23 protein-coding genes are annotated in these 25,248 nt (G+C 76.1%); 12 read left to right on the top strand and 11 right to left on the bottom strand.

Translation table 11 applies throughout. From position 1 onward, the window contains the following. Positions 1-38 precede the first annotated feature (38 nt). On the bottom strand, positions 39-482 hold the full coding sequence (locus EDC03_RS10295) for a hypothetical protein (RefSeq protein ID WP_123380167.1): 444 nt from the start codon (positions 480-482) through the stop codon (positions 39-41). Positions 483-717: 235 nt separating this feature from the next. Here EDC03_RS10295 and EDC03_RS10290 point away from each other — a divergent pair, with 235 nt between their 5' ends. Both EDC03_RS10290 and EDC03_RS10285 read left to right on the top strand, forming a co-directional pair. Beyond that, complete coding sequence (locus EDC03_RS10290) at positions 718-1,611, top strand: endo alpha-1,4 polygalactosaminidase (protein WP_199720146.1); 894 nt, start codon at positions 718-720, stop codon at positions 1,609-1,611. A gap of 156 nt (positions 1,612-1,767) precedes the next feature. After that, positions 1,768-2,577 (top strand): class F sortase, encoded by an 810-nt coding sequence (locus EDC03_RS10285; protein WP_199720145.1) that lies wholly within the window; start codon positions 1,768-1,770, stop codon positions 2,575-2,577. A gap of 66 nt (positions 2,578-2,643) precedes the next feature. Here the strand turns inward: EDC03_RS10285 and EDC03_RS10280 are convergent, their stop codons facing one another. The 3 genes from EDC03_RS10280 to EDC03_RS10270 all read right to left on the bottom strand — a co-directional run bounded on the left by EDC03_RS10280 (position 2,644) and on the right by EDC03_RS10270 (position 6,973). Next, positions 2,644-3,825 carry an oxidoreductase gene (locus EDC03_RS10280; RefSeq protein WP_123380165.1) on the bottom strand — a complete coding sequence of 394 codons (1,182 nt, stop codon included), beginning with the start codon at positions 3,823-3,825 and terminating at the stop codon, positions 2,644-2,646. Between the two features lie 161 nt (positions 3,826-3,986). Next, on the bottom strand, positions 3,987-5,852 hold the full coding sequence (locus tag EDC03_RS10275; protein ID WP_199720144.1) for a glycoside hydrolase family 15 protein: 1,866 nt from the start codon (positions 5,850-5,852) through the stop codon (positions 3,987-3,989). Between the two features lie 137 nt (positions 5,853-5,989). Continuing rightward, a complete protein-coding gene (locus EDC03_RS10270) occupies positions 5,990-6,973 on the bottom strand; it encodes an LLM class flavin-dependent oxidoreductase (protein WP_123380164.1) in 984 nt (327 codons plus the stop codon). A 313-nt stretch (positions 6,974-7,286) separates the two neighbouring features. On the opposite strand from EDC03_RS10270, the gene EDC03_RS10265 reads away from it, so the two are divergent. Both EDC03_RS10265 and EDC03_RS10260 read left to right on the top strand, forming a co-directional pair. Beyond that, the gene (locus EDC03_RS10265) at positions 7,287-7,754 is read left to right on the top strand and encodes a hypothetical protein (protein WP_123380163.1); all 468 of its coding nucleotides are present in this window, start codon (positions 7,287-7,289) and stop codon (positions 7,752-7,754) included. Further along, the gene (locus tag EDC03_RS10260; protein ID WP_123380162.1) at positions 7,751-8,095 is read left to right on the top strand and encodes a hypothetical protein; all 345 of its coding nucleotides are present in this window, start codon (positions 7,751-7,753) and stop codon (positions 8,093-8,095) included. Before EDC03_RS10265 ends, EDC03_RS10260 begins: the two co-directional genes overlap by 4 nt. A gap of 89 nt (positions 8,096-8,184) precedes the next feature. On the opposite strand, the gene EDC03_RS10255 is transcribed toward EDC03_RS10260, so the two are convergent. Beyond that, entirely contained in the window at positions 8,185-9,048 is an 864-nt protein-coding gene (locus EDC03_RS10255; protein ID WP_123380161.1) for an alpha/beta fold hydrolase, read from the bottom strand. After that, a complete protein-coding gene (locus tag EDC03_RS10250) occupies positions 9,041-10,324 on the bottom strand; it encodes a threonine synthase (protein WP_123380160.1) in 1,284 nt (427 codons plus the stop codon). Before EDC03_RS10250 ends, EDC03_RS10255 begins: the two co-directional genes overlap by 8 nt. A 161-nt stretch (positions 10,325-10,485) precedes the next feature. Here EDC03_RS10250 and EDC03_RS10245 point away from each other — a divergent pair, with 161 nt between their 5' ends. After that, on the top strand, positions 10,486-11,712 hold the full coding sequence (locus EDC03_RS10245) for an MFS transporter (RefSeq protein WP_123380159.1): 1,227 nt from the start codon (positions 10,486-10,488) through the stop codon (positions 11,710-11,712). Between the two features lie 126 nt (positions 11,713-11,838). Here EDC03_RS10245 and EDC03_RS10240 read toward each other — a convergent pair whose 3' ends face one another. The 5 genes from EDC03_RS10240 to EDC03_RS10220 all read right to left on the bottom strand — a co-directional run bounded on the left by EDC03_RS10240 (position 11,839) and on the right by EDC03_RS10220 (position 18,179). Beyond that, the gene (locus tag EDC03_RS10240; RefSeq protein ID WP_148058053.1) at positions 11,839-12,345 is read right to left on the bottom strand and encodes a GNAT family N-acetyltransferase; all 507 of its coding nucleotides are present in this window, start codon (positions 12,343-12,345) and stop codon (positions 11,839-11,841) included. Between the two features lie 114 nt (positions 12,346-12,459). Continuing rightward, the gene (locus EDC03_RS10235; RefSeq protein WP_123380157.1) at positions 12,460-14,106 is read right to left on the bottom strand and encodes a catalase; all 1,647 of its coding nucleotides are present in this window, start codon (positions 14,104-14,106) and stop codon (positions 12,460-12,462) included. A gap of 146 nt (positions 14,107-14,252) precedes the next feature. Then, positions 14,253-14,774, bottom strand: a complete 522-nt coding sequence (locus tag EDC03_RS10230) for an ankyrin repeat domain-containing protein (protein ID WP_123380156.1) — start codon at positions 14,772-14,774, stop codon at positions 14,253-14,255. A gap of 79 nt (positions 14,775-14,853) precedes the next feature. After that, positions 14,854-16,887, bottom strand: a complete 2,034-nt coding sequence (locus EDC03_RS10225; protein WP_123380155.1) for a PhoX family protein — start codon at positions 16,885-16,887, stop codon at positions 14,854-14,856. A gap of 296 nt (positions 16,888-17,183) precedes the next feature. Continuing rightward, positions 17,184-18,179 (bottom strand): SDR family oxidoreductase, encoded by a 996-nt coding sequence (locus tag EDC03_RS10220; protein ID WP_123380154.1) that lies wholly within the window; start codon positions 18,177-18,179, stop codon positions 17,184-17,186. A 112-nt stretch (positions 18,180-18,291) separates the two neighbouring features. On the opposite strand from EDC03_RS10220, the gene EDC03_RS10215 reads away from it, so the two are divergent. The 7 genes from EDC03_RS10215 to EDC03_RS10185 all read left to right on the top strand — a co-directional run bounded on the left by EDC03_RS10215 (position 18,292) and on the right by EDC03_RS10185 (position 25,230). Beyond that, positions 18,292-19,467 (top strand): glutamate--cysteine ligase, encoded by a 1,176-nt coding sequence (locus EDC03_RS10215; protein WP_422393820.1) that lies wholly within the window; start codon positions 18,292-18,294, stop codon positions 19,465-19,467. Between the two features lie 129 nt (positions 19,468-19,596). Next, a complete protein-coding gene (locus tag EDC03_RS10210) occupies positions 19,597-20,400 on the top strand; it encodes a hypothetical protein (protein ID WP_123380153.1) in 804 nt (267 codons plus the stop codon). An 86-nt stretch (positions 20,401-20,486) separates the two neighbouring features. Continuing rightward, on the top strand, positions 20,487-21,314 hold the full coding sequence (locus tag EDC03_RS10205; protein WP_123380152.1) for an ANTAR domain-containing protein: 828 nt from the start codon (positions 20,487-20,489) through the stop codon (positions 21,312-21,314). 134 nt (positions 21,315-21,448) lie between these two features. Then, a complete protein-coding gene (locus EDC03_RS10200) occupies positions 21,449-22,096 on the top strand; it encodes an ABC transporter permease (protein WP_123380151.1) in 648 nt (215 codons plus the stop codon). Continuing rightward, positions 22,089-23,363: an ABC transporter ATP-binding protein gene (locus EDC03_RS10195; RefSeq protein ID WP_123380150.1), complete on the top strand. Its 1,275-nt coding sequence runs from the start codon at positions 22,089-22,091 to the stop codon at positions 23,361-23,363. Before EDC03_RS10200 ends, EDC03_RS10195 begins: the two co-directional genes overlap by 8 nt. Then, the gene (locus EDC03_RS10190; protein WP_199720143.1) at positions 23,360-24,145 is read left to right on the top strand and encodes an ABC transporter permease; all 786 of its coding nucleotides are present in this window, start codon (positions 23,360-23,362) and stop codon (positions 24,143-24,145) included. The genes EDC03_RS10195 and EDC03_RS10190 overlap by 4 nt, the downstream gene beginning before the upstream one ends. Before the next feature lie 68 nt (positions 24,146-24,213). Further along, entirely contained in the window at positions 24,214-25,230 is a 1,017-nt protein-coding gene (locus tag EDC03_RS10185) for a glycine betaine ABC transporter substrate-binding protein (protein WP_123380149.1), read from the top strand. Positions 25,231-25,248 lie beyond the last annotated feature (18 nt).

The raw sequence follows: 25,248 nt of genomic DNA, 5'->3' as shown, positions 1-25,248 counted from the left end.
CGGCCGCCCGACCTGCTGCCTCCCGCCGCGCCGGCGGGTCAGGACACGCTCCGCACGAGCTCGGTGATCCACGGCCAGATGTCGCCGACCCGGTCCACCGCCGCGTTCGCCGTGGCGACGAGCGGCCACAGCGAGACGGCGAGCGACACGAGCCAGGCGAGCACCGCGAGGGTCCACGCCGACCACGTCCGGCGCGAGGCCCACGCGCCGGCGAGCAGCGCGACGGCGACGAGGTACCCGAGCACGACGACGACGGTGCCGCTCGCCGCGGGGACGTCGAGCACCGGCCCGGCGGCGGCCGCCGCCCCCACGAGCCCGAGGACGGGTCCGAGCACGAGGAGCCCGTTGCCCAGCACCAGCACCGCGCCGACGAGGACGGCGACGACCCGCCCCGAGGGACCGCGGCGCAGGTCCGGCGCGGGGTGGCGCGCGACGGCGTCCTTGAAGCGCCGCGCGAAGCGTCGAGAGGTGGTGCCGGCCATGGCCGTCCTCCTGTCCACGTCGAGGGAGGGGCCTCGACCGTCCCGGCGCCGGGGCTGGGCGCCGCCCGCAGTTTTACGCTGTAAGCGGGAGCGCGCACGTCGGGGAGGGCACCACCGCCCGACCGGGTGGCCGGGGCCCCCGGCGGGGTGGCCCGGGTCCCGACCGCCACGGGCGGGCGGGTGGTCGACCGGGTGACGGCTCCGGCGGCCGGTCCCGGCGGCCGATGCTGCGTCCGTGCCCCCCACGTCTCCCGGTCCCGCGGTGCCCCGGACCCGCCGCCCCCGCCCGCTCGCCGTCCTCGCCGCCGCGGTCGTCCTCGTCCTGGCCGGGGCGCCGGCCGCGGGTGCGACGTCCGGCGGCGACGGCGTCGCGACGACGGCCGCCGCGCAGGCCGTGGCCCCGCCGCCGGTCGGCGCCCGCTTCGACTACCAGCTGGGCGGCGCCTACGCGCCCGCGGCGGGGGTCGGCGTCGTCGTCCGCGACCGGACGGCGCCGCCCGCGCCGGGCCGGTACTCGGTCTGCTACGTCAACGCCTTCCAGACCCAGCCGCAGGAGGCGGGCTGGTGGACCGCCCGCTACCCGTCGCTCGTCCTGCGCGACGGCCGCGGCCGTCCCGTCGAGGACGCCGGCTGGCCCGGCGAGCTCCTCCTCGACACCCGCACCGCCGCGACGCGCGGCGCGCTCGCGACGCTCGTGGGCCGGTGGCTCGACGGGTGCGCGGACAAGGGCTACCGCGCCGTCGAGCTCGACAACCTCGACTCGTGGCTGCGCTCCGGCGACCGCCTCACGACGGCGGGCAACCTCGCCTACGCGCAGCTCCTCGTCCGCCGCGCCCACTCCCGCGGGCTAGCGGTGGCGCAGAAGAACGCGGCGGGGCTGACGCGGTCCCAGGTCCGCACCGCGGGCTTCGACTTCGCGGTCGCCGAGGAGTGCGAGGCCTACGACGAGTGCGGCGCGTACACCTGGGTGCACGGCCGCCACGTCCTCGAGGTCGAGTACGCCGACGGCGGCCGCGAGGCGTTTCGCGCCGCCTGCGCGGCCCGCGGCCACGTCGTCCCCGTGCTGCTGCGCGACCGGGACGTCCTCCCCCGCGGGCAGCGCGGGCACGTCTCGGAGCAGTGCCCCTGACGCCGTCCCCTCGCCTCGCCCCGCAGGTGCGGCACCCGGGGGGCGCCGAGCACCGCGACCGGGGCGGCCGTGAGAGCGTCGGGAGGTCCCGCACCAGACCGCCCCGCCCCGGGCTCCGAACGACGGGCACACGGCACCGACGACGAGGAGGCCCCCGTGACGGCAGGTCCGGAGGACGCGACGCGCGCCGACCGCGGGCGACGGCGCACGCGCCGCCTCACCCAGGTGGCGTGCGGCGCCGTCGTCGTGCTCGGCCTGGGCCTCGTCGGCGCCGGGCTCGCGGCCGGGGACGAGCGGCCCGTCGAGCCGCCGCTGACGAGCGCCGCCGACGCCGGGGACGCCGTGGCGGCCCCGCCCGCGCCCTCCCCGTCCCCCTCGCCGGAGCCCACCGGCCCGCGGCCCGCCGCGACGCCCGACCCCGGGCAGCTGCTCCCGCCGGCCGAGGAGGGCGAGAGCCTGCTCCCCCCGCCGCCCGAGCCGGTGGAGACGGAGGAGCCGGTCGTCGAGGTCGCGGACCCGGTGCGGCTGCGGGTCCCCTCCATCGACGTCGACACCGAGCTGCTCCACCTCGGCCTCGACGAGGAGGGGGCGCTCGCCGTCCCGCCGCGCACCGGCCCGGACAACCTCAAGGCGTCCTGGTACGACGGCTCGCCCGCCCCCGGCGAGGTGGGCCCCTCCATCTTCGCCGGGCACATCGACTCCAAGGCCGGGCCGTCGGTCTTCTACCTGCTGTCCGAGGTGGAGGAAGGCGACGAGGTCCTCGTCGACCGTGCCGACGGGACGACGGCGACCTTCGTCGTCGACGGCCTCGAGCGGTACGCCAAGGACGACTTCCCGACGGCGCGGGTCTACGGCCGCGTCGACGACGCGCAGATCCGCCTCATCACCTGCGGCGGCGAGTTCGACCGGTCCACGGGCCACTACCGCGACAACACCGTCGTCTACGGGCACCTCGTCGAGGGCTGACCGTCCCGCCCGGCGCCCCGTCGGGCACCGGGCGGGAGGCCCTCCTCGGTCGCCGGGCGGCGCGGGTCAGGCCGGCGCCGGCGTCCGCCGCTCCTGCTCGGGCACCGTCACGGGCGCGGGGGGCGCCACCTCGGGCCAGCCGATGCTCGGGGCGTGGCCGCGGAAGTTCTCCAGCCACCACCCGTAGTCCTCGGGCACGAGGGAGAACGGCGCCGGGTGCCCGAGCTCGCGGGCGGCCCAGACCGGCCAGTGCGGGTTGGCGAGCGCCGGGCGGCCGAGCAGGACCAGGTCGAGGCCGGCGCGGACCACCCGGTCGGCCACCTGCGGGCGGCCCAGGTTCCAGCTGACGCCGACGGGGATGCCCACCTCCTCCTTGATGCGCATGGCCCGCGGGACGAAGCCCGCCTCCTCCCCGAAGACCGGGTCGACCATCTGGTCGGTGTTCATGCCGAAGGACACGTCGGCCAGGTCCAGACCGTGGTCCTTCATCATCGAGATCGCCGCGACGGCGTCGTCCATCGTCGCGCCCGCGGGGTTGAAGTCGTCCGCGCCCAGCCGCATCGTCAACGGGATGCGCTCGGGCAGGACGGCGCGGACGGCGTCGAGCGCCTCGGTGTGGAAGCGGACGCGGTTCTCGAGGCTCCCCCCGTACCGGTCGGTGCGCCGGTTGGCGAGGGGCGAGAAGAAGCTGGCGCCGAGGTAGCCGTGCGCGTAGTGCATCTCCACCCACTCGAAGCCGGCGGCGACGGCCCGGACGGCCGCGTCGGCGTACGCCTGGTGGAGGTCGTGGATCTCCTCGACGGCCAGCTCGTGCACCGGGTGGTCGTGGTCGCCGCCGTACGGCAGCGCCGACGGCGCCCGCGTCTCCCAGCCGTGGGGGTGGTCGGCCGGCAGCTGGTGGCCGCCCTCCCACGGCGCGACCTCGCTGCCCTTGCGCCCCGTGTGCCCGAGCTGGATGGCGGCGACCCCGCCCATCTCCTTGACGAGGGCGTTGACGCGCGCCCACCCCTCGACCTGGCTGTCGTCGTAGAGGCCGCCGCAGCGGGTCGTCGTCCGCCCGTCGGCGGTGATGGCGATCTGCTCCGGGAAGAGCAGCCCGAAGCCGCCGGCCGCACGGGCGGCCATGTGCGCGAGGTGGAAGTCGCCGGCGCGACCGTCCTGGGAGCGGTACATCGTCATCGGCGACATGACGATGCGGTTGCGCAGCGTCACGCCCTTGAGGGTGAAGGGGGAGAAGAGGTCGGCCACGGGAGTCCTTCCGGTGGGGGCGGGGTGCTCAGTGGACGGCGGGCGGATGACGACGGCGTGACGCTCGGCGTCGGCCGGGTGACGTTGTCCTCACCGGCCCCGCCGTCGGCTGTGAGCCCCGGCATCCGGGGCGCACCGGACCGGCCGGCCGGGGCGGCGCCTCAGCCGAGCACGCGGTCGAGGTGCACCGCGGCGCTGATGAGCGCGAGGTGGGAGAGGGCCTGCGGCACGTTCCCGGCCTGGTGCCCGGTGGCGCTGACCTCCTCGGCGAAGAGCCCGAGGTGGTTGGAGAACCGCAGCGTCTTCTCGAAGGCCTCCTCGGCCTCGTCGACCCGCCCGGCGCGCGCGAGCGCCTCCGCGTACCAGAACGAGCAGGCGACGAAGAAGCCCTCGTCGCCGTCGAGGCCGTCGGCGCCGTCGGTCGGGTAGCGCCGCACGAGGCAGTCGACGACGAGCTGCTCCTCGAGGGCCGCGAGCGTCGCCGCGTACCGCGGGTCCGTCGGCCCGGCGAACTTCACGAGCGGCAGCATGAGCAGGCTCGCGTCGAGGGTGTCGCTGTCGGCGCTGACGCGGTAGCCGCCGGTGCGCTCGTCGAGGCCCTCCTCCTGCACGCGCCGGTACGCGGCGTCGGCGCACGCCTCCCAGCGGCCGCGCGGCGCCGGCAGCCCGCGCTGGCGCGAGATCCGCAGCGCCCGCTCGAAGGCCACCCACACCATGACCTGCGAGTAGGTGTTGCGGCGCGGCTCGCCGCGGCTCTCCCACAGGCCCGCGTCGGCGTCCGCCCCGTGCTCCACGAGCCACTCGAGGGCCTCCACGACGCGGCTCCACATGTCCCAGCTGATGGGCCGGACCTTGTTGTAGAGGTAGATCGAGTCCAGCAGCTCGCCGTAGGAGTCGAGCTGGCGCTGCGCCGCCGCCGCGTTGCCCGTGCGCACGGGGCGCGAGCCGGCGAAGCCCGCGAGGTGGTCGAGCGTCACCTCCTCCGGCGGGCGCTCGCCGCGCACCGTGTAGACGGGCAGCAGCCCCTCGTCGCGGTCCGCCTCGGTCATCCGCTCCTCGAGCCAGCCGAGGAAGGCGTCGGTCTCGTCGGTGAAGCCGAGCGTCATGAGCGCGAAGGTCGTCCAGGCGGCGTCGCGCAGCCACGCGTACCGGTAGTCCCAGTTGCGCTCGCCGCCCGGCTCCTCGGGCAGGCTCGTCGTCCCGGCGGCCACGACGGCGCCCGTCGGCGCGTACGTCAGCAGCTTGAGCGTGATGGCGGAGCGGTGGACGACCTCGCGCCAGCGGCCCGTGTAGGTCGACCGCCGGACCCACGCCCGCCACCACTCGTGCGTGCGGTCGAGCAGCCGCTGCGCGTCGGCGACGGCGCTCGCGGCGTTGTCGTCCTCGGGCTCGCCGAGGTGCAGCAGAAGGGCGAGCTGCTCGCCCCGGCGCAGGTGGACGCGGGCGGTCGCGGCGGCGCCGTCGACCTCGAGCGGCACCGACGAGCGCAGGACGAGCGGCGCGCCGTCGGGGACGTCGAATCGCGCGCCGACGCCGTCGACCGCCGTCGTGACGGGCTCGACGCGTCCCCAGTCCGGCCGCGGGCGGCAGTCGACGACGACGTCCTGCTCGCCGTCGAGCACCCGTACGAGCCGGACGAGGAGCGGGCGGCCGGGCTTCTCGCCCTCCGGCAGCGCCTCCACGGGGACCATGAGGTCGAGGACCTCGAGGCAGCCGCGGGCGCTGGAGAAGCGGGTGGCCAGGACGGCCGAGCTGGGCAGGTAGTACTGGTGGGTCGTGTCCCAGGCGGTTGGCCGGACGGCGAAGGAGCCGGCGTCGTCGTCGAGCAGCCGCGCGAAGACGGCCGGCCCGTCGAAGTCCGGGACGCAGCCGAAGTCCACCTCGCCCTCGCGGGTGACGAGCATGACCGTCCGCAGGTCGCCGACGACGCCGTGGTCCTCGACGGGGCACGGGTGCACGGGCCGCCGACCCTCGCCGTCCTCCGTGCCGGAGCCGTTGCCGTCCTGGACGTCTCGCGCCTGCTGCACCCGGCCACCCTCCCCCGGCCGACGACGAGGCGCCTGTTCGCGCCCCGGCCGCAGCGACGACGACGAGCAGGCGCCTGCGCGCGTCCCGGGACGGCCCGGGACGACGAACGGGCGCCTGCTCGCGGCGGCGTGCGGGGTCAGGCGGCGGCGGGCACCCGCGCGGTGAGGTGCACGGAGCGGACGCGGGCCTCCGCCGTCGGGGCGGCGTGCGCGGTGATGAGCTCGTCGGCGTCCGCGAGCGCGGCGAAGGCGTCGAGCTGCTCGCGCACGTCGTCGGGGGTGCCGGCGGCGGTGTGGGTCATCATCGCGTCGACCTGGGCGCCGGCCCCCGCCTCGAGGAGCATGTCCGCCTCGGCGTCGGTGAGCGTCCGGCCGCGGCCGAACAGCAGCGTGGCGCGCGAGCGGCGGACGACGGCGCGGTGCTCCTCCGCCTCCTCCCGGGTGTCGGCGGCGAGGACGTTGATCCCCGCGACGACGTACGGCTCGGCCAGCTGCTCGGACGGCTGGAAGTCGCGGCGGTACGTCGCGACGGCCGCCTGGAGCGCCTGCGGGGCGAAGTGCGACGCGAAGGCGTACGGCAGGCCGAGCGCCGCGGCGAGCTGGGCGCCGAAGAGCGACGAGCCGAGGATGTAGAGCGGCACCTCGGTGCCCGCGCCCGGCGACGCCTGCACGCCCGGGACGAGCGAGCGGCCGGCGAGGTAGCCCTGCAGCTCCTGCACGTCGCGGGGGAAGGAGTCGGCCGACGCCGGGTCGCGGCGCAACGCGTACATCGTGTTCTGGTCCGACCCGGGCGCCCGGCCGAGACCGAGGTCGATGCGCCCCGGGTGGATCGAGGCGAGCGTCCCGTACTGCTCCGCGATCGTCAGCGGCGCGTGGTTCGGCAGCATGACGCCGCCCGCCCCGAGCCGGATGGTGCTCGTGTGCGCCGCGACGTGGGCGATGAGCGTCGACGTCGCCGACGACGCGATGGCCGGCATGTTGTGGTGCTCGGCATACCAGACCCGCCGGTACCCCTCCTCCTCGGCGGCCCGGGCGAGGGCGACGCTGCCGGCGATGCTCTCGCCGACGCTGGTGCCCTTGTCGACGGGCGCGAGGTCGAGGACGGACAGGGGGACGGGCATGCGGGTCACCTCGGTGCTCGGACGGCTCCCCGGCGCCAGGTGGTGACGTCGGGCACCGGTCCCAACCGCCGGCGGGGCCGCGGTAGTCCCCGCCGCGGAGCAGGTGTGCCCAGGTCGCGGTGCACCGCGTCGAGCGCACACACACCTCACCTCGGCGGCGGGAGGCTCGACGCCTCGCTGCCCCCCTCCGCCCGGACCGCCGCGTGCAGGGCCGTGGCGACGGCGACGGCGCGCAACTGCCGCCACGAGCGACGTCAGCGACTACCGCCACTCGTGCGTTGACTTCAGCGGTACTTCAGCGCACGCTCTGGGCGTGGCCACGGAGACCGTCCCCCTGAGCGAGCTGACGCGACGCATGACCCAGGTCGCCGCCCGGACGGCGAGGGGTGACGTCATCCTCAGCAGGCGGGGTTCGGCGGAAGACCTCTACCTGTCCACCCGTGAGCGGCACGAGCAGGAGTCGAGGGCGGCGGTGGTGACGACCGAGATGCTCGCCGTGGTCGCGCAGCAGCAGCCGGACCTCGCCGTCGACGCCCTGACCCGCACGTTGGCCTGGGTGGCCTGGTTGCCCTCCGACGACAAGGTCGCCTGCCTGCAGGAGCTGCTGGACGACCTGCGAGCGGGAGCGCAGACCGGTGACCTCCGGCGCTTCGCGCTCGACCTCGCCGCCTGGGAGAGCACGGCCGTCGCCCACAACGACCCGGGGGTGCTCGGACAGCTACGGCGTCCGCACGCCCGCGAGGACCTGCCCGCCGAGGCGTCGCTCGTCGAGCGACCGTGAGGCCCACCCGGGGCAGCCGGGTCCCTCGGCCGGCGGACGACCCCTGGGTGCTGCGCTTCGCCGACCTCCGGGCCGTGAAGGGCTGGAGCGCCATCAAGGCGCAGTCCAGGAGCAACCTCAGGAGGGCGTGGGACGAGCTGACGGCCGACCCCCGCCGCGTCGACCAGCGTCAGCACCAGCTCAAGGGGAGCCTCGCCACCGGGACGCTGGACGGCAGGGCGCTGGAGCAGTGGCAGTACGAGGTGACCGGCGCCGGAAGGCTGCGCTACCTCGTCGACGACGAGACCCACGAGGTGTGGATCGTCTCGGCGAGCCCAGGACACCCGAGGGACACGGAGTAGGCGCCGGGAGGACGACCGAGGCCGCGCCGGGCTCGGCCGTGTGACGTGTGCGCACAGGTCGCGGTGCACCGCGTCTTCAGCACACGGGCTCACGCCGCGGCCGCCCGGACGTGCTCGGCCAGCAGCGCCGCAGTCGCCGCCGGCGCGTCCTCGTTCGGCGAGTGGCCGCCCGGGAGGACGGCGCACGCCGCGCCGACCCGCTCGGCCATCGCGCGCTGGTCGGCCTGCGGCCAGGCGTCGTCGGCCTCGCCGTGCGCGACGAGCACCGGGAGGCCGGTGGCGCGCAGCGCGTCCGAGCGGTCGACGTGGGTCCCGAGCACCCGGGCGGCGGCGAGGAGCTGGCCCGGCGAGGTCGCGAGGACCCGCTCGCGCCAGGCGGCGGCCGCGTCGTCGGGCGGGGGCTCGAGCTCGCCCGGCGCCGCGAGGTGCGCCCACAGCGCCGCCGCGGTGCCCTCCCGCTCGAGAGCCTCCACGTGGTCGTCGGTGCGCCCCGGCCACCCGTGCGGCCCGGAGCACAGGAGGACGAGCCCGCGCCAGCGCGACGGGGCGAGCAGCGCGGCCTCGCCGGCCACGACGCCGCCGAAGCTGTGGCCGAGCAGGTGCACCGGGGCGGCCCACGCGTCGTCGAGCGCCGCGAGCGCCGCCGCGGCGTCGTGGACGTCCCGCGCGAGGTCGGCGAGCGCGTACGAGCGGGCGGCGACGCGGACGTCGCGCTCGTCGCCCTCGGGCCGCACGGCCCCCGGCTGGCCGCGCTGGGTGAGCGCCACGGCGTCGACGCCGCGGGCGGCCAGCTCGGGGACGAGCAGGCGGTGGTCGACCCGGCCGCCGGTGTACCCCGGCACGAGCAGGAGCCGGCCGACGACGTCGCCCGCGGGCCGGGCGCGCAGGACGGGCACGGGCCCGACGGGGAGCTCCAGGACGGTGTCCTCGAGGGCGGGCAGGGCGTCAGCCACGGCGCACGTCCAGGCGGCCGTCCTTCGCCACGACCGGCACCTCGCCGTCGCCGTCGCCGACCCGGACGGGCAGCGCCTCGGGGTAGATGATCCCGGCGCCGGTGTTCAGGCAGACCACCTCGTCGTCGGCGCCGATCCAGCCCGAGCCCCGCAGGCGGCGCACCGCGGACACGACGGCGGCCCCCTCGGGGCACATCACGAGCCCCTCGAGCGCGCCGACGTGCTGCAGCTCGGCCAGCAGCTCGTCGTCGTCGACGGCGACCGCCGTCCCGCCCGTCTCGCGCACCGCCCGCAGCACGAGGAAGTCGCCGAGCGCCTTCGGCACCGTGATGCCGAAGGCCACCGTCGAGGCGTCGACCCACGGCTCGCTGACGTCCGCACCGGCCTCGAAGGCGCGGACGATCGGCGCGCAGCCGGTGGCCTGGACGGCGACGAGCCGCGGCAGCGGCCCGCTCACCCAGCCGAGCTCGCGGAGCTCGAGCAGCGCCTTCCAGATCCCGATGAGGCCCACGCCGCCGCCGGTCGGGTAGACGACGACGTCGGGCATCCGCCAGCCGAGCTGCTCGGCGATCTCGTACCCCATCGTCTTCTTGCCCTCGATGCGGTACGGCTCCTTGAGCGTCGCGACGTCGGTCCAGGCGTCGGGGTCCGCCGCCACGGCCGCCGCGGTCAGCTTCCCGGCGTCGCTGATGAGCCCGTCGACGAGGTGCAGCTGCGCCCCGGCGGCGACGCACTCGGCCCGGGTGATGGCGGGGGCGCCGAGCGGCATGGCGACGAGCAGCGGCAGCCCGGCCCGCGCGGCGTAGGCGGCCCACGCCGCGCCGGCGTTGCCGTTGGTCGGCATCGCGAGGCCGCGGACGCCGAGCTCCTTCGCCCGCGAGACGCCGACCGCGGCGCCGCGCGCCTTGAACGACCCGGTGGGCAGCAGCCCCTCGTCCTTGACGAGCAGCCGGCCGACGTCGAGGTCCTCGGCGAGACGCCGCATCTCGAGGAGCGGCGTCATGCCCTCCCCCAGCGTGACGACGCCCTCGGGCCCCTGGACCGGCAGGAGCTCGTGGTACCTCCACAGGTCGGGCGCGCGGCGGGCGACGTCGTCCGGCGTCACCGCGACGGCGCCGAGGTCGTAGCGCGCCAGGAGCGGCGAGCCGTCGCGCGGGCACAGCCCCTGGTGCACGGACGCGTCGAGGTGGTCGCCGCACCGCGGGCACTCCAGGTGGGACAGCGTGCTCCACGGGCCGGCGACGTCGGCGGGCCCGGCGGTGGTGGGGGTGCTCACCGGTCCATCCTCACCCGCCCCGTCCCTCGCGACCGCGACGTGCGGCCACGAGGGCCCGCGGGAGGCTCGGGACGGCGCGTCATGGCCGCACGTCGCCGGGTTGCCCGGCGCCGGGCCGGAGCGGGGCCGGGACGACGGCGCGGGGGCAGCAGGATGACGACGTGCCCGTCACCTCCCGTCCCGCGCCGGGGCCCGCGCTCGTCGTGGCCGCCGTCGTCGTCGTGGCCCTCAGCCTGCGCGGCCCGCTCGTCGCCGTGGCGCCCGTCCTCGAGCAGGTGCGCGCGGACCTCGGCCTCACGCCGACGACCGCGGGTCTCCTGACCACCGTCCCCGTCGTCTGCTTCGCCGTGGCGTCGCCGCTGGCGTCCGTGCTGCTCGCGCGGCTCGGGCCCGCCGTCGCGGTGTGGTGCTGCCTCGCGGGCGTCGCCGCGGGCACGGTCCTGCGGTCGGTCGGCGACCAGGCCGTCGCGCTGGTGGCCACCGTCGTCATCGGCGTGGCGATCACCATCGGCAACATCACGCTGCCCGTCGTCGTCCGGCGGGCCGTCCCGCCCGCGCGCTGGGGGGCGGCGACCGGGGCGTACACCGCGGCCCTCAACTCCGGCTCCGTCATCACCTCGCTGGGGACCGAGCCGCTCGCCGCCTGGCTCGGGTGGCGACCCGCGACGGCGGTCTGGCTGGTGCTCGTCCTCGCCGGCGCCCTGCTGTGGGCGGCCGTCGTCGTCGGCCGCCCGGGGCTGCCCGCCGGGCCGGGCACCCGGCCGACCGCGACCGCGGGCGCCGCGCCCGCCCGCCGCCGGCCCTGGGTCTCGGTGGCGCTGGGCGTGGGCTTCGGTGCCCAGGCCGGCTGCTTCTACGGCCTCACCGCCTGGCTGCCGACACTGCTGGCCGACCGCAACGGCCTGTCCCCCACGGGCGCCGGCGCGGCGTCGTCGGTCTTCCACGCCGCCGCCATCGTCGGCGCGCTCCTCGTGCCGCTCGTCCTCCACCGGAGGACGCCGCGGGCGACCGCCGGGCTCCTCGCCGCCTGCTGGCTCGTCCTCCCGGTCGGCATGCTCCTCGCCCCCGCCGGGTGGCCCGTGTGGACGTCGCTCGGCGGCGCCGCCCAGGGCGGCGTCTTCACGCTCGTCGTCGTGCTGCTGACGGTGCTCGCGGACGACGACGACGACGCCCGCCGCTCCTCCGCCCTCGTCCAGGGCCTCGGCTACACCCTCGCCGCCCTCGGCCCCACCGTGCTCGGGGCCGTCCACGCCGCGACGGACGGCTGGGACGAGCCCCTGCTCCTCGTCCTCGGCGCGCTCCTCGTCATGGTCGTCGCCGTCGGGGCCCCCGCCCACGTGGCGACCCAGCAGCAGCGCGCCGCCCGCGAGCCCGCGCCCAGCCCCTGACCCGACTCCCACGACCCCACCCCGCGACGTGTGGCCATGAGGGGCCCGCGGGACGTCGAGAGCACGCCTCATGTCCACACATCGCGGTCCGCTCGGCCTCGGAGAGATGACGGGCGGGTGCGGGGGTCACCGGGGTGCGGGGACGAGCGCCTTCCGGAAGCACACGCTGACGTCGAGGACGTCGTACGGCGCGAAGACGGGCTCGCGCTCCCAGCCCTCGCGGGCGTAGAGGGCCAGGGCCTCGGGCTGGCGGTCGCCCGTGTGGAGGTGGACGACGTCGACCCCGCGCGCGCGGCACTCGTCCTCGACCAGGCGCAGCGCGGCGGCGGCGAGGCCGCGACGTCGCCCGGCCGGGGCCACGTACACCTTCTTGACCTCGGCCAGACCGTCGCGCTCGTCGCCGAGGCGCCGGAGCGTGGCCGTGGCGACGGGCTCGCCGTCGAGCTCGGCCACCCAGGTAGCCCACCACTGCGTGCCCGCGGGCTCGACGAGCGCCCGGAAGGTGTCCTCGGTGTCGCGGTACCGGTCGGCCATCTCGCCGTCCATGGCCGTCCGGAGGGCGACGACGCGGGGGTCGTCCCACCCTGCCCGGTGCCACTCGACCCGACCTGCCGCGGCGCGTGAGTCCGTCACGGCCCGAGCATGCCGCAGGCCGCACCCGCGCCCCCGCTCGCGGGGGGCCGGTGCGGCCTGCGGTCGTGCCGGACGGCGCCGTCGTCCCGCTCGGGGCCGACGGCGCCGGCGAGGTCAGCGCTGGACGCGCTCGTTCGGCACGGTGTGCGTCATCTTCAGGCCCTCGACGTCGCGGGGGCCGTTCTTGCCGAGGTTGCGGGCCCGGTCGAGCTCGTCCTCGGTGAGCGTCTGCGTGCGCAGCGGCTCGAGGTGGCGGACGTCGTCGGCCGTGATGCCGATGCCCTCGCCCACCCGGTTGCCCAGCTCGTCGTCGCACATGAGCAGGTGCCACACCATGCGCTCGGCGATGTGCCGGTCGCAGGTGCCGAGCGCGCCGGTGAGGTTGGCGACGAGCTCGTCCTTCTCCCACTGCTCGGACAGCTGGTAGCGCTGGCCCGCCTGCAGGTAGTCGTTGGTGCGCTCGATGCGCTTGCGGGTGAGGCGCCCGGAGATCTCCGGGCCCTGCACGTCGTGCGTCGGGTAGACGTCCTCGCGGAGCCCGCCGATGGTGGACGGCTCGTAGTTCACCGTCGGGTTGACGCCCTCGGGGCGGTCGACGACGTAGGTCATCTGGCCGTCGCGCTGGTTGGTCGCGACGCGCGCGCCCTTCGGCGAGTTCACCGGCAGCTGCAGGTAGTTCGGGCCCACCCGGTAGCGCTGGGTGTCGCTGTAGGAGAACGTGCGGCCGACGAGCATCTTGTCGTCGGAGAAGTCGAGGCCGTCGACGAGGACACCGGTGCCGAAGGCGATCTGCTCGCTCTCGGCGAAGAAGTCCTGCGGGACGCCGGTCAGCGTCATCGTGCCGACCTTGCCGAGCGGGAAGCGGTTCTCGTCCCACACCTTGGTGTCGTCCAGCGGGTCGAAGTCGAGCTCCGGGTGGTCGTGGTCGTCCATCATCTGGACGAACAGGTCCCACTTCGGGTAGTTGCCGGCCTTGATCGCGTCGTAGAGGTCGCGCGTGTGCGAGCCCAGGTCGGTCGCCTGCACCGCGGCGGCGTCCTCGGCGGTGTACGACTTCACGCCCTGCTGCGGGATCCAGTGGTACTTGACGAGCTTGGTCTCGCCCTGCGCGTTCACCCACTTGTAGGTGTTGACGCCGAAGCCCTGCATCTCCCGGTACGAGGCCGGGATGCCGCGGGGGCCGAAGACCAGCGTGACCATGTGCATGGCCTCGGGGGTCTGCGAGATGAAGTCGAAGACGCGGTTGGCGACCTGGCGCTCGAAGTCGACCGGGTCCGGCTTCTGGGAGTGGATGAAGTCGGGGAACTTGATGGCGTCGCGGATGAAGAAGACCGCGAGGTTGTTGCCGACGAGGTCCCAGTTGCCGTCCTCGGTGTAGAACTTCACCGCGAAGCCGCGCGGGTCGCGCGCCACCTCGGAGGAGTCCCGGCCGCCGGCGACGGTGGAGAAGCGGATCGCGAGGTCGGACTTCTTCCCGGCCTCGCTGAAGAGCTTGGCCCGCGTGTAGCGCTCGATCGGCTCGTCGCCCCACGTGCCGGTGGCCTCGAAGTGGCCGAAGGCCGTCGTGCCGCGGGCGTGCACCACGCGCTCGGGGATCCGCTCGCGGTCGAAGTGGCTGATCTTCTCGAGGAACTGGTAGTTCTCGAGCGTCGCCGGGCCGCGGGAGCCCACGGTGCGCTGGTTCTGGTTGTCGTAGACGGGGTGGCCCTGACGGTTCGTCAGGACGGGCTGCTCGCTCGTGCGGTCGCCGGTGGTCGTCATCGCGGGCGTCCTCTCCTCGTGCCGTGGCCGTCGGGCGCCGCCCTCGGGGGCGCCCCGGGCGGCGTCGCCGCCCCGGCTGTTGTCTGGACTGGTTCCAACCTAGCCGACGCCCCCGGCTCTTCCCGGGTCGCGTCGGCCGCCCTGCGTCAGCCGCGCGGGCCGCGCAGGGACGGGTCCTGCAGCAGCCCCAGCATCTCGGGGAGCTCGAAGACGCGCGCGGTGGCGACGGCGCCCTTCGGCCCGTCGTCGGGGTCGGCCCCGGCGGCGAGCAGCGTCCGCACGATGCCGGCGTCCTGCCGGAACACCGCCGCCGCGAGCGCCGACTGGCCCCGGTCGTTGGCGCGGGCCACGTCGGCCCCGCGCTCGAGCAGCACCCGGACGGCGTCGTGCTGCTGGTGGTAGGCCGCGAGCACGAGCAGCGTGTCGCCCGAGGAGTTGGTGAGGTCGACGGGCACGCCGCGGTCGACGACCTCGGCGAGGTGGTCCGCCCGGCCCTCCCGGGCGGCGTCGAAGACACCGTGGAGGAAGGCGAGCTCGTCCGGCGTGAGGTCGGCGGCGGTGGCCGAGCCGCCGGCCGCCTCCTCGGGGCCCTCCGGGTGGGAGCCCGGCTCGGGAGGGGGCTGCTCGCCGGGCGTGTGCCCGGGCGGGGTCTGCTGGTCGCCGGTCATGGCCCCGACGGTAGGGCGGCCCGGTGACGACGCGCTCGTCGTCACCGGGCCGCCCGGGTCCTGCTCGTCGTCCGTCGGGTCAGACGCGCGTCGCCATGGCGACGCCCGGACGCGGCGTCCGCACGAGCCCGTCGTACGGGAACCTCGACACCTGGTTGTCGATGGAGGCGCCGTCCACCTCGCCCGGGTGCTGGACGCAGACCATGACGGTGCCCTCGCGGGTGCTGACGACGGGGCCGCAGGTCTCGCCGCCGACGGGCACGGTGAGGAAGGTCTGGACCTTGCCGCGCAGCGGGCCGTCCGTCGTCACGTGGTGGAGGGCGTCGGCCAGCTGCAGCGAGCCGGGCTGGCCGTCCGTGGAGACCCAGAGGCCGCCGTCCTCGTCGAACGCCACGTTGTCCGGGCACGCGATGGGCATGACCTCGGACGCGGGCAGCCCCGAGAAGTACGTCGAGGGGTCCTCCGGGTCGCCGCAGACGACGGGCAGCGACCAGGTGAAGGTCGTCGCCGTCTGGTCGCCGTCCTCCGTCACCTCGACGACGTGGCCGTACCGGTTGCCCACACGGGGGTTGGCCGGCCCGACGGCGCCGCGGCGGCTGTTGTTCGTGCAGGCCATGTAGACCTTGCCGGTGACCGGGTTGCGCTCGACGTCCTCGGGGCGGTCCATCGGCGTGGCGCCCACGGCGGCCGCCGCCTGGCGCGTGAAGACGAGGACGTCCTCGAGGCTCATGCCCGGGACGGCGGAGCGGCCGCCCAGCGTCAGCGGCAGCCACTCCCCCGTGCCGTCGTAGGTCGTCGCCGGGTCGGCGGCGGCCGGGACGTCGAAGCGCGCGACGTAGAGGTCGCCGTGCTCGAGGACGTCGGTGTCGCGGCCGCGACGGGGGTTGCGTCCCACGCGGTCGCGGGAGACGAACTTGTACATGTGCTGGCCGCCCTCGTCGTCGCCCATGTAGGCGACGACGCGGCCGTCGGGGGCGATCGACGCCGTGGCGCCCTCGTGCTTGAAGCGGCCCATGGCCGTGTGCTTGCGCGGCGTCGACGTGGGGTCGTAGGGGTTGAGCTCGACGATCCAGCCGAAGCGGTGCACCTCGTTCGGCTCGACGGCCGTGTCGAAGCGCTCGTCCGCCGCCTCCCAGCCGCGGCCGGCGCCCGTGACGCCGTACGCACGGTTGCGCTGGTCCATCGTCGTCGAGGTCTTGAAGTACCCCTGGAAGTTCTCCTCGCCGGAGAGCACGGTGCCCCACGGCGTCGTGCCGCCGGCGCAGTTGTTGAGCGTGCCGACCGCCGTACGGCCGGCCGGGTCGGCCGACGTGCGCAGCAGCGGGTGGCCGGCGGCCGGGCCGGTCAGCTCGAACTCCGTCGTCGACGCCGTGATGCGGCGGCCGTAGCGGGAGGTGACGGGCTTCCACGCCTGGCCCGGCGCGCCGCGGCGGACCTCGACGACGGACATGCCGTGGGCGGCCATCGAGATGCGCTTCTGCTCGGGCGTGAGCGAGGCGTCGTCGACGTAGCCCGGGTACATGATGTTCTCGTTCGTGTACTCGTGGTTGGCCACGAGCAGGCCCCGCCTCCCCGAGGAGTCCAGCGGGACGACGTCGAGGTAGTCGCAGTTGTAGCCGAACTGCTTGGCCTGCTTCTCCGGCGTCTGCGCGTCGAGGTCGAAGGGCTCCGCGCCCCGCTCGACGGCGTCGCCCCAGGCGATGACCGACGTCCACTCCCAGCCCGAGGGCACGACGACGTCGTCGACGTCCGCCGGCACCGGGCCGACGGGGGCGAAGCCCGCCATGGCGCCCGACGGCGCGAGGGCGCCCGGCGCCGAGACGGCCTGCGCCGCACGGGAGCCGCGGCCGCGCGCCTCGGCGGTGCCCGGCGTCAGCGCGACGCCGGCGACGGCGGCGACGCCGAGGCCCGCGAGCAGCGAGCGGCGGGCGACGGCGCGCTCGGCGAGCGCCTCGAAGGGCGGCGCCGTCGACGTGCTGGCGTTGCTGGACAGGCAGGCGTCGCCGCAGCGGAAGTGGCACGTCTGCGCCGAGCGGGTGCCGCGCGTGTGGCCCGTCATGGGCAGGGCCTGGCGGAGCCCCCGGACGAGGGCGGAGGACGGGGAGGTCGTCATGGCGTCCACCCTGCGCGGCGCAGGTGGGACATGAGGGGACAGGAGCGGACGAGTCGGTGAACAACGCGTGTCGGCGTGCCCCTCGCCGGGCGCATCGCCCGCCCGTCAGGTAAGGGCACCCTGAGCACAGCGCCGGCGCCCGTCCCCACCGACGGCGCCGCCGACGCCGACCCTTCCCGACTTCGCTGCCGAAGTCGGCCCACGGAGGCCCCGTCCGCCGACTTCGGCAGCGAAGTCGGTCGCAGGGCGCCCTTCCCGCCGACATCGGCAGCGAAGTGGGTCGCCCAGGAGACCCGTCAGCGGCGCCGCAGCGCCGCGAGCGCCCCGGCCGCGGCGCCCGCGCCGGCGAGCGCCGCCCCGACGACGCCGCGGTGCATCGACGCCGCCGACCACGGGTCGCTGCGCACGCTGCGGTCGGAGAACGAGCCGCCCGCGCCGACGTCGGTGCCCTCGTCGCGGGGCTCCCACACGTTGCTGCCCCGGCGCCGCGAGGCGTCGTCGGTCTGCTGCCCGCTGATGCCCGTGCGGGCGAGGTACCAGTCGAGGAACGACGGGGCGACGCGCTGGCCGATGATCGTGTACGCCGTGGAGACGCCGACCCACAGCGTCCGCCGGGGGTGGTCGGCGAGGTGGGCGATGCCGCGGGCCGCCACCTCCGGCGCGAAGATCGGCGCGACGGGCATCGGGTGACCGTCCATCTGGTTGGCGTTCCAGTCGAACTGGGGCGTGTCGAGGCCCGGCAGCATCACCTGGCACAGCTGCACGCGGCTGCCCTCGGCCTTGAGCTCCACCCGCACCGACTCCGAGAAGCCGCGCACGGCGTGCTTGGCCCCGCAGTACGCCGACTGCAGCGGGATGGCGCGGTGCGACAGCGCCGAGCCCACGTTGACGACGACGCCGGCGTCGCGGGGGCGCATGTGCCGCAGCGCCGCCCGCGTCCCGTTGACCTGGCCGAGGTAGGTGACGGCGGTCATCCGCTCGTACTCGTCGGGGTCGGTGTCCCAGAAGGGCGCGAGCGACCCGACGAAGGCGTTGTTGACCCAGAGCCCCACGGGGCCGAGCTCGGACTCCACGCGCTCGGCGGCGGCCTCCACGGCGGCGCGGTCGGCGACGTCGCACTCCACGGCGAGCCCCCGGCGCCCGGCGGCCTCCACGTCGGCGACGGCGCCGTCGAGCCCGGCCCGGCCGCGCGCCAGCACGGCCACGTCCCAGCCCTTCCCGGCCAGGGCACGGACGGTCGCGCGCCCCACCCCGGCGGTGCCCCCGGTGACGACGGCGGTCCTGCTGCCCATGGCTGCTCCTCGGTGCGCTCGACGCGGCGGGCCCCGGCGGCGGCCCCTGCCCTGCGGGGCACCACGGAACCCCACGGCCGCCGCGGCGGCGACCCGGGACGCCGTGTCACCGGTGGTCGCCCGGAGGTGCTTCGATCGGCGCGTGGTCGTCGCCTTCACGCCCTCCCCGCGCCCCACCGTGGGCGTCGAGTGGGAGGTCGCCCTCGTCGACCGCCGCTCGCGCGACCTCGTGAACGCGGCGGAGGACGTCCTCCACCGCGTCGACGCCGCCGGGGGCCCCGCCCGCGGGGGCCGCGTCACCGGCGAGCTGCTGCGCAACACCGTCGAGCTCGTCACCGGCATCTGCGAGAACGCCGACGAGGCGGCCGAGGACCTGCGGTCGGCGCTCGACGCCGTCCGGGCGGCCGCCGACCCCCTCGAGGTCGACATCGCCTGCGCGGGCACGCACCCCTTCGCCCAGTGGTCGACGGCGCAGGTCACCGACGGCGAGCGCTACGCCGAGCTCATCGAGCGCACCCAGTGGTGGGGCCGGCAGATGCTCATCTGGGGCGTGCACGTCCACGTCGGCCTCGACTCCGCCGACAAGGTCTTCCCCGTCCTCGGCGCGCTGCTGCACCGCGCGCCGCACCTGCAGGCGCTGTCGGCGTCCTCGCCGCTGTGGGCGGGCACCGACACGGGCTACGCCAGCAACCGCGCCATGATGTTCCAGCAGCTGCCGACCGCGGGCCTGCCCTTCGCCTTCGAGCGCTGGGCGGAGTTCGAGGGCTTCGTCGACGACCAGATGCGCACCGGCGTCATCGACTCGCTGTCCGACGTGCGCTGGGACATCCGCCCGGCGCCGCACCTCGGGACCCTCGAGGTCCGGGTGTGCGACGGCGTCCCGACCCTGGAGGAGCTGCGCGCCCTCACCGCGCTGGTCCACTGCCTCGTCGTCGACCTCGACCGGCGCCTCGTCGCCGGCGAGACGCTGCCGTCGATGCCGCCGTGGCACGTGCAGGAGAACAAGTGGCGGGCGGCCCGCTACGGGCTGGACGCCGAGATCATCCTCGACGCCGCCGGCGCCGAGCGGCTCGTCACCGACGACCTCGCCGACCTCCTGCAGGACCTGCAGCCGGTCGCCCGCGACCTCGGCTGCACCGACGCGCTCGACGCCGTGTGGGACATCACCCGTCGGGGCGCGAGCTACCAGCGGCAGCGCGCCGTGGCCGAGCGGTCCGACGGCAGCCTCGTCGCGGTCGTCGACGCCCTCGTCGCGGAGATGGCCGCCGGGCGGCCGCTGGCGCCCTGACGCGCGGTGGCCGGACCGTGACGTCACGGTCCGGCCACTCCCCGGCGCCGGTGGCCGCGGACGAGAAGGCTCGCACCCGCGACCGGGAGGCGGTCGCACCCGCCTTCCCGCCCCAGGGGGACCCCCGACGTGAGCACCGTCCTGAGCACCGCCCTCCGCCCCGCCCTCGCCCTCGCCCTCGCCGCCGCGTGCCTCGCGACGGCGGCCCCGCCGGCCGCCGCGGCGGGCCCGGACCAGCTCTTCCTCCGCTCGCTCCACACGGACGACCCCGGCGGCCGCATCGCGTACGACGGCACGCTGGTCGCCGGGGACGTCCCGCTCTTCTGCCAGGTGGCGCGCCGCTCCCCCGTCCCGCCGCGCCCCACCGTGTGGTCGGGGGGCTCCTGGCAGGTGCCGGACGGCGAGGGCTCCCGCCACGTCAGCTTCGGGCGTGCCACCGACACCCCGCTCTGCGGCGACTGGGACGGGGACGGCCTCGACGAGCCGGGCGTCCGGCGGGGGAACCGCTTCTTCCTGGGCAGCGACATGGTCCGGGGCGGCGGGGAGGTGACGACCTTCGTCCTCGGCAGGGCCACCGACACCCCGCTGGCGGGGGACTGGGACGGGGACGGCGACGACGAGATCGCCCTCCACCGGGGGAGCACCTTCCTCGCCGCCCGGTCGAACGTCGACGGCGGGGGCGGCCTCGTGTCCTCGACCTTCGGACGGGCGGGTGACGTCGCGGTGGCCGGGCACTTCGCCCTCGACCCGCGGCAGACGCACGACAGCCTCGCGGTGCGCCGGGGGTCGACGTACCACTTCAGCGCCGACCGCATCGGGGGCCGGATGGGGACGGTGGCCTCCTTCCCCTGGGGCCGGTCCGCCGACCTGCCCGTCGGCGTCGGCGTCGGGCCGGCGCCGCAGCCCCTGGGCCTCCTGCGGGTCGTCCCCTGACGAGCCACCCCGTCCGGCGCCCCCGGGCGCCGGACGGGGTGGCGCGTCGCCATGCGGCGAGGGCGACCGCCCGGCAGCATGGTCGGGTGACCGACGTCGACCCCCAGGCCCTGCGCGCCGGCCTCGCGCAGCTGTCCAAGGAGCCCCCGGCCCGGGGCACGGACGGCGGCTCGGCCGCCGCCGCCCTCGGCGAGCTGCTGACCTCGCTGGCCGCCTCCCTGCCGGTCGCCTCGGCCGGGCTCATGCTCCGCGACCTCGAGGGACGCCTCGCCTGCGTCGCGTGGACCGGGCGCGCCAGCCGGACGCTCGAGGAGGCCGAGGACACGGCCGTCTCCGGGCCCGCCACCGACGCGGCCGTCCTCGGCCGCCCGCGCGCAAGCACCGACGTCGTCGTGGACCCGCGGTGGCCGTCGCTCGGCCCCGTCGTCGGCGGGGACGCCACCGAGGACGTCCGGGACCCGCGCGCGGCCGACCCCGACGGGTCGACGCCGCCGGCGGCGCCCGAGGTCGAGCGCCCGCGGGCCGTCGCGACCGTCCCCGTCGTCGTCGCGGGCGGGCCCGTCGGCTGCCTCGTGGCCGTCCGCGGCCAGGCGCAGGAGTGGAGCGCGGCCGAGGTCGACGTCATCGAGGCCTCCGCGCGGCTCGCCGCGGGTCTGCTGCGCACCGCGGCGGAGGCCGAGAGCACCTCGCGGCTCGCCGAGCAGCTGCAGCACGCCCTCGACCACCGGGTCGTCGTCGAGCGCGCCGTCGGCTACCTCATGGCCCAGCGCCAGGTGGACGCCACGGACGCCTTCGGCGAGCTGCGGCGCACCGCCCGGTCGGCCCGCCGGCGCGTCGCCGACGTCGCCGAGCAGGTGCTCGCCCTCGGGGGCCTCGAGGCCGTCGTCGAGGCCGGGAGGGCCACCCCGGCCTGACCGACCACCTGGTCGGGCCCAATCGTGACCTCACCGTAAACAAGTTCTGCCGGAACGGGTCTCGGGGACTTCCCGCCTCCGACGCCTCGGCGTCGTTCGACCTGGGCGCCCCGACGTGCCTAGCGTCGACGGCCATGGACCTCCTGGACTTCGTGGCCGAGCGCCGCGAGCAGATCGCCTTCCAGGGCTTCCAGCACGTCAGCCTGGTGGTGCAGTGCGTCCTCCTGGCGACCGTGCTCGGGGTAGCCCTGGGGGTGGTCTGCCACCGCCGTGCCTGGGCCCGCGGTCTCGCCGCCGGCACCTCGTCGGTGGGGCTGACGCTCCCCTCGCTCGCCGTCATCGCCGTCGTCTACGGCCTCACCCGCGACGGCATCGCGGCGGCCGTCGCCTCCGTGACCTTCTACGCCGTCCTCGTCATCTGGCGCGGAGCGGTCGTCGGCCTCGCCGGCGTCGACCGCTCGCTGCTCGAGGCGGCGCAGGGCATCGGCATGGGGCGGACGCGGCGCCTGCTGCGCGTCCAGCTGCCGCTCGCGTGGCCCGTGGTGCTGTCGAACGTCCGCGTCGCGACGCAGATGACCATGGGCATCGCCGCGATCGCCGCCTTCGTCACCGGCCCCGGCCTCGGCGGCCTCATCTTCACCGGGCTCGCCCGGCTCGGCGGCGCCAACGCGCTCGAGTCGGCGCTCGTCGGGACGGTCCTCGTGGTCGTCCTCGCCCTCGTCCTCGACCTGCTGCTCGTCCTGCTCGGACGGGCCACGACCCCCAGGGGGATCCGTGCCTGACCGCCCGACCACCACGACGACGACCCCCGGCGGCCCTCTCGACGGCGCGGCCGACGGCGTCAGCGGCGCCGCCATCGACCTCGTCGGCGTCACGAAGTCCTACGCCGGCCACGGCCGCCCCGCCGTCGACGGCATCAGCCTGCAGATCCCCGCCGGGGAGGTCGTCATGCTCGTCGGCCCCTCGGGCTGCGGGAAGACGACGACGCTCAAGATGATCAACCGGCTCGTCGAGCCGACGAGCGGCTCCATCAGCATCGGCGGCCGCGACGTCCTGCAGCTCGACGGCGACGAGCTGCGCCGCCAGATCGGCTACGTCATCCAGGCCGGCGGCCTCTTCCCCCACATGAGCGTGGCGACCAACGTCGGCCTCGTGCCCGGGATGCTCGGGTGGGACAAGAAGCGCACCGCCGAGCGGACGGACGAGCTCCTCGAGCTCGTCGGGCTCGACCCGTCGCGCTACCGCGACCGCTACCCGCGCGAGCTCTCCGGCGGCCAGCAGCAGCGCGTCGGCGTCGCCCGCGCGCTGGCGGCCGACCCGCCCGTGCTCCTCATGGACGAGCCGTTCGGCGCCGTCGACCCCATCACGCGGGCGCGGCTGCAGGACGAGCTCATGCGCATCCAGGACGAGCTCCGCAAGACGATCGTCTGCGTCACCCACGACTTCGACGAGGCCGTCAAGCTCGGCGACCGCATCGTCGTCCTCGGCGAGGGCGCCCGGGTCGTCCAGTACGACACCCCGGCGGAGGTGCTCGCCAACCCGGCGGACACCTTCGTCAGCGACTTCGTCGGCAGTGGTGCGGCCCTCAAGGCCCTGACGCTCGTCCGGGTCGGCGACCTCGACGGCCTGCAGACCACGACGACGGCGCGCGTCGGCGAGCCCGTGGCGGACGTCGCGGCCCGCGCCCGCGCCGCCGGGGACTCCGCCGCCCTCGTCCTCGACGGCCGCGGACGGCCGCAGCGGTGGCCGTGGGTGCGGCAGCTCGAGGCGGAGGGCCCCGTGGTCCTCGACCGCGACGAGGGCATGCCGTCGGTGAGCCGGCGCGCGACCCTCAACGACGCCCTCGACGCCATGCTCGGCTCCAGCTACGGCGGTGTCCCCGTCACCGGGCGCCGCGACGCCTACGAGGGCGTGCTCTTCCTCCAGACCGCCATCGAGGCCGTGCAGCAGACGCGCTCCGGCGCGGGCCCCGCGTCCGGCGACGCGCCCCTCGGCGGCAACGACGAGGGGACGGCGCGCGCGCTCGCCGGCCAGGACGCCCCCTCGTGAGCGCCCCGACCGCCGTGGAGGCGACGGGCGGGCCGGCGCCCACCCGGGGCCGCGGGCTCCTGCGGGAGCACCGTCGGCTCGTCGTGCAGCCGCTCGCCGTCCTCGCCGTCCTCGGCGCCTACGCCCTCTGGCTCGCGACGACCGAGGTCCCCGGCACGGCCGCGGCCCTCCTCACGCCGTCGTCGGTCCTTGCGCTCACCCTCGAGCACCTCCGGCTGACCGCGGTGGCCGGCCTCGTCGTCCTCCTCGTCGGCGTGCCGCTCGGCGTCCTCCTCACCCGGCCGCGGCTGCGCCGCCTCGCCGGGCCGGTCGTCCTCGTCGCCAACTTCGGCCAGGCGGCACCGGCCGTTGGGCTCGTCGTGCTGCTCGCCGTGTGGCTGGGGGCGAACTTCCGCACGGCCGTCCTCGCGCTCGTCCTCTACGGGGTCCTGCCCGTCCTCGCGGGCACCATCACCGGGCTGCGCGGCGTCGAGCCGCGGCTCGTCGAGGCCGGCCGCGGGATGGGCATGTCCGGCGCGGCGGTCCTGCGCCGCGTGGAGCTGCCGCTGGCCGTCCCGGTCATGCTCTCCGGCATCCGGACGGCGCTCGTCCTCCTCGTCGGGACCGCCACCCTGGCCGCCTTCGTCAACGGCGGCGGGCTCGGCGAGCTCGTCGTCACGGGCATCAACCTCGCCGACACCCTCCTGCTCGCCTCCGGCGCCCTCCTCGCCGCGCTGCTGGCGCTCCTCGTCGACTGGGTCGCCCGGGTCGTCGAGGAGGTCGCACGCCCGCGCGGCCTGTGACGCCCGCGACCCGCCCGACGCAGCCCCCGCGGCCCGCCGGCCGCCCCACCCACCTCCCGGGAGGACCTGTGCGCGCCCACCGCCGCACCGCCACCGCGGTCGTCACCGCCGCGCTCCTCACCGCCCCGCTCGCCGCGTGCGGCCTGCAGGGCGCCAACCAGTTCGTGCCGGCCGCCGAGCCCGGGTCGGTCGAGCCCGTCGCCTCGCTCGAGGGCGTCGAGATCGGCGTCGCGGGCAAGAGCTTCACCGAGCAGCTCGTGCTCGCCAAGATGCTGGCGATCGTGCTCGACGTCGCCGGCGCCGACGTCGTCGACCGCTCCGGCATCCCCGGCAGCGTCGCGGCGCGGGACTCCCTCGAGTCCGGCGACAGCGACGTGCAGTTCGAGTACACGGGCACGGCCTGGCTGACCTACCTCGGGCAGACCGAGACGATCCCCGACCCGCAGGAGCAGTACGAGGCCGTCCGCGACCTCGACGCGCCGAACGGCCTCACGTGGCTGCCGCCGTCCCCCATGGAGAACACGTACGCCTTCGCCATGGGCCCGGAGGCGACGGAGCGGCTCGGCATCACGACGACGTCGGAGATCGCCGGGCTGCCGCCCGAGGAGCGCACCTTCTGCCTCGAGCCCGAGTTCCGCAGCCGCTCCGACGGCTTCGGGCCGCTGCTCGAGGCCTACGACATGCCGCTCGGGGACCCCGACGGCGTGCAGGAGTCCCAGGTCGGGATCTACGACATCGGGGTCGTCTACTCCGAGACCGCCCGGGGCAGCTGCAACTTCGGCGAGGTCTTCACGACCGACGGCCGGATCTCGGCCCTCGACCTCACCGTGCTCGAGGACGACCGCGGCTTCTTCCCCGCGTACAACGCGGCGCTCGTCGTCCGCACCGACACCCTCGAGGCGCACCCCGAGCTCGTCGAGGTGCTGCAGCCGGTCAGCGAGGCGCTGTCCGACGAGGCGCTCGTCGAGCTCAACCGCCTCGTCGACGTCGAGGGCCAGGACCCGGCGCTCGTCGCGCGGGACTGGCTCGCGGCCGAGGGGTTCATCACCTGCGAGGAGTGCACGCCGGTGGACGTGCGGTCGTGACACGCCCGGGTCGTCGGC

The sequence above is a fragment of the Pseudokineococcus lusitanus genome, assembly GCF_003751265.1.
GTDB classification, from domain to species: Bacteria; Actinomycetota; Actinomycetes; order Actinomycetales; family Quadrisphaeraceae; genus Pseudokineococcus; species Pseudokineococcus lusitanus.
The sequence above is the reverse complement of the archived record's forward strand: the minus strand, read 5'-3'. Positions and strand labels throughout refer to the sequence as shown.

What these genes read in the sequence shown, in the direction of transcription:
- EDC03_RS10295 (WP_123380167.1), bottom strand. Translation starts at nt 482, where the DNA reads ATGGCCGGCACCACCTCTCGACGCTTCGCGCGGCGCTTCAAGGACGCC.
- EDC03_RS10270 (WP_123380164.1), bottom strand. Translation starts at nt 6,973, where the DNA reads ATGCCCGTCCCCCTGTCCGTCCTCGACCTCGCGCCCGTCGACAAGGGC.
- EDC03_RS10235 (WP_123380157.1), bottom strand. Translation starts at nt 14,106, where the DNA reads ATGACGACCACCGGCGACCGCACGAGCGAGCAGCCCGTCCTGACGAAC.
- EDC03_RS10230 (WP_123380156.1), bottom strand. Translation starts at nt 14,774, where the DNA reads ATGACCGGCGACCAGCAGACCCCGCCCGGGCACACGCCCGGCGAGCAG.
- EDC03_RS10225 (WP_123380155.1), bottom strand. Translation starts at nt 16,887, where the DNA reads ATGACGACCTCCCCGTCCTCCGCCCTCGTCCGGGGGCTCCGCCAGGCC.
- EDC03_RS10220 (WP_123380154.1), bottom strand. Translation starts at nt 18,179, where the DNA reads ATGGGCAGCAGGACCGCCGTCGTCACCGGGGGCACCGCCGGGGTGGGG.
- EDC03_RS10200 (WP_123380151.1), top strand. Translation starts at nt 21,449, where the DNA reads ATGGACCTCCTGGACTTCGTGGCCGAGCGCCGCGAGCAGATCGCCTTC.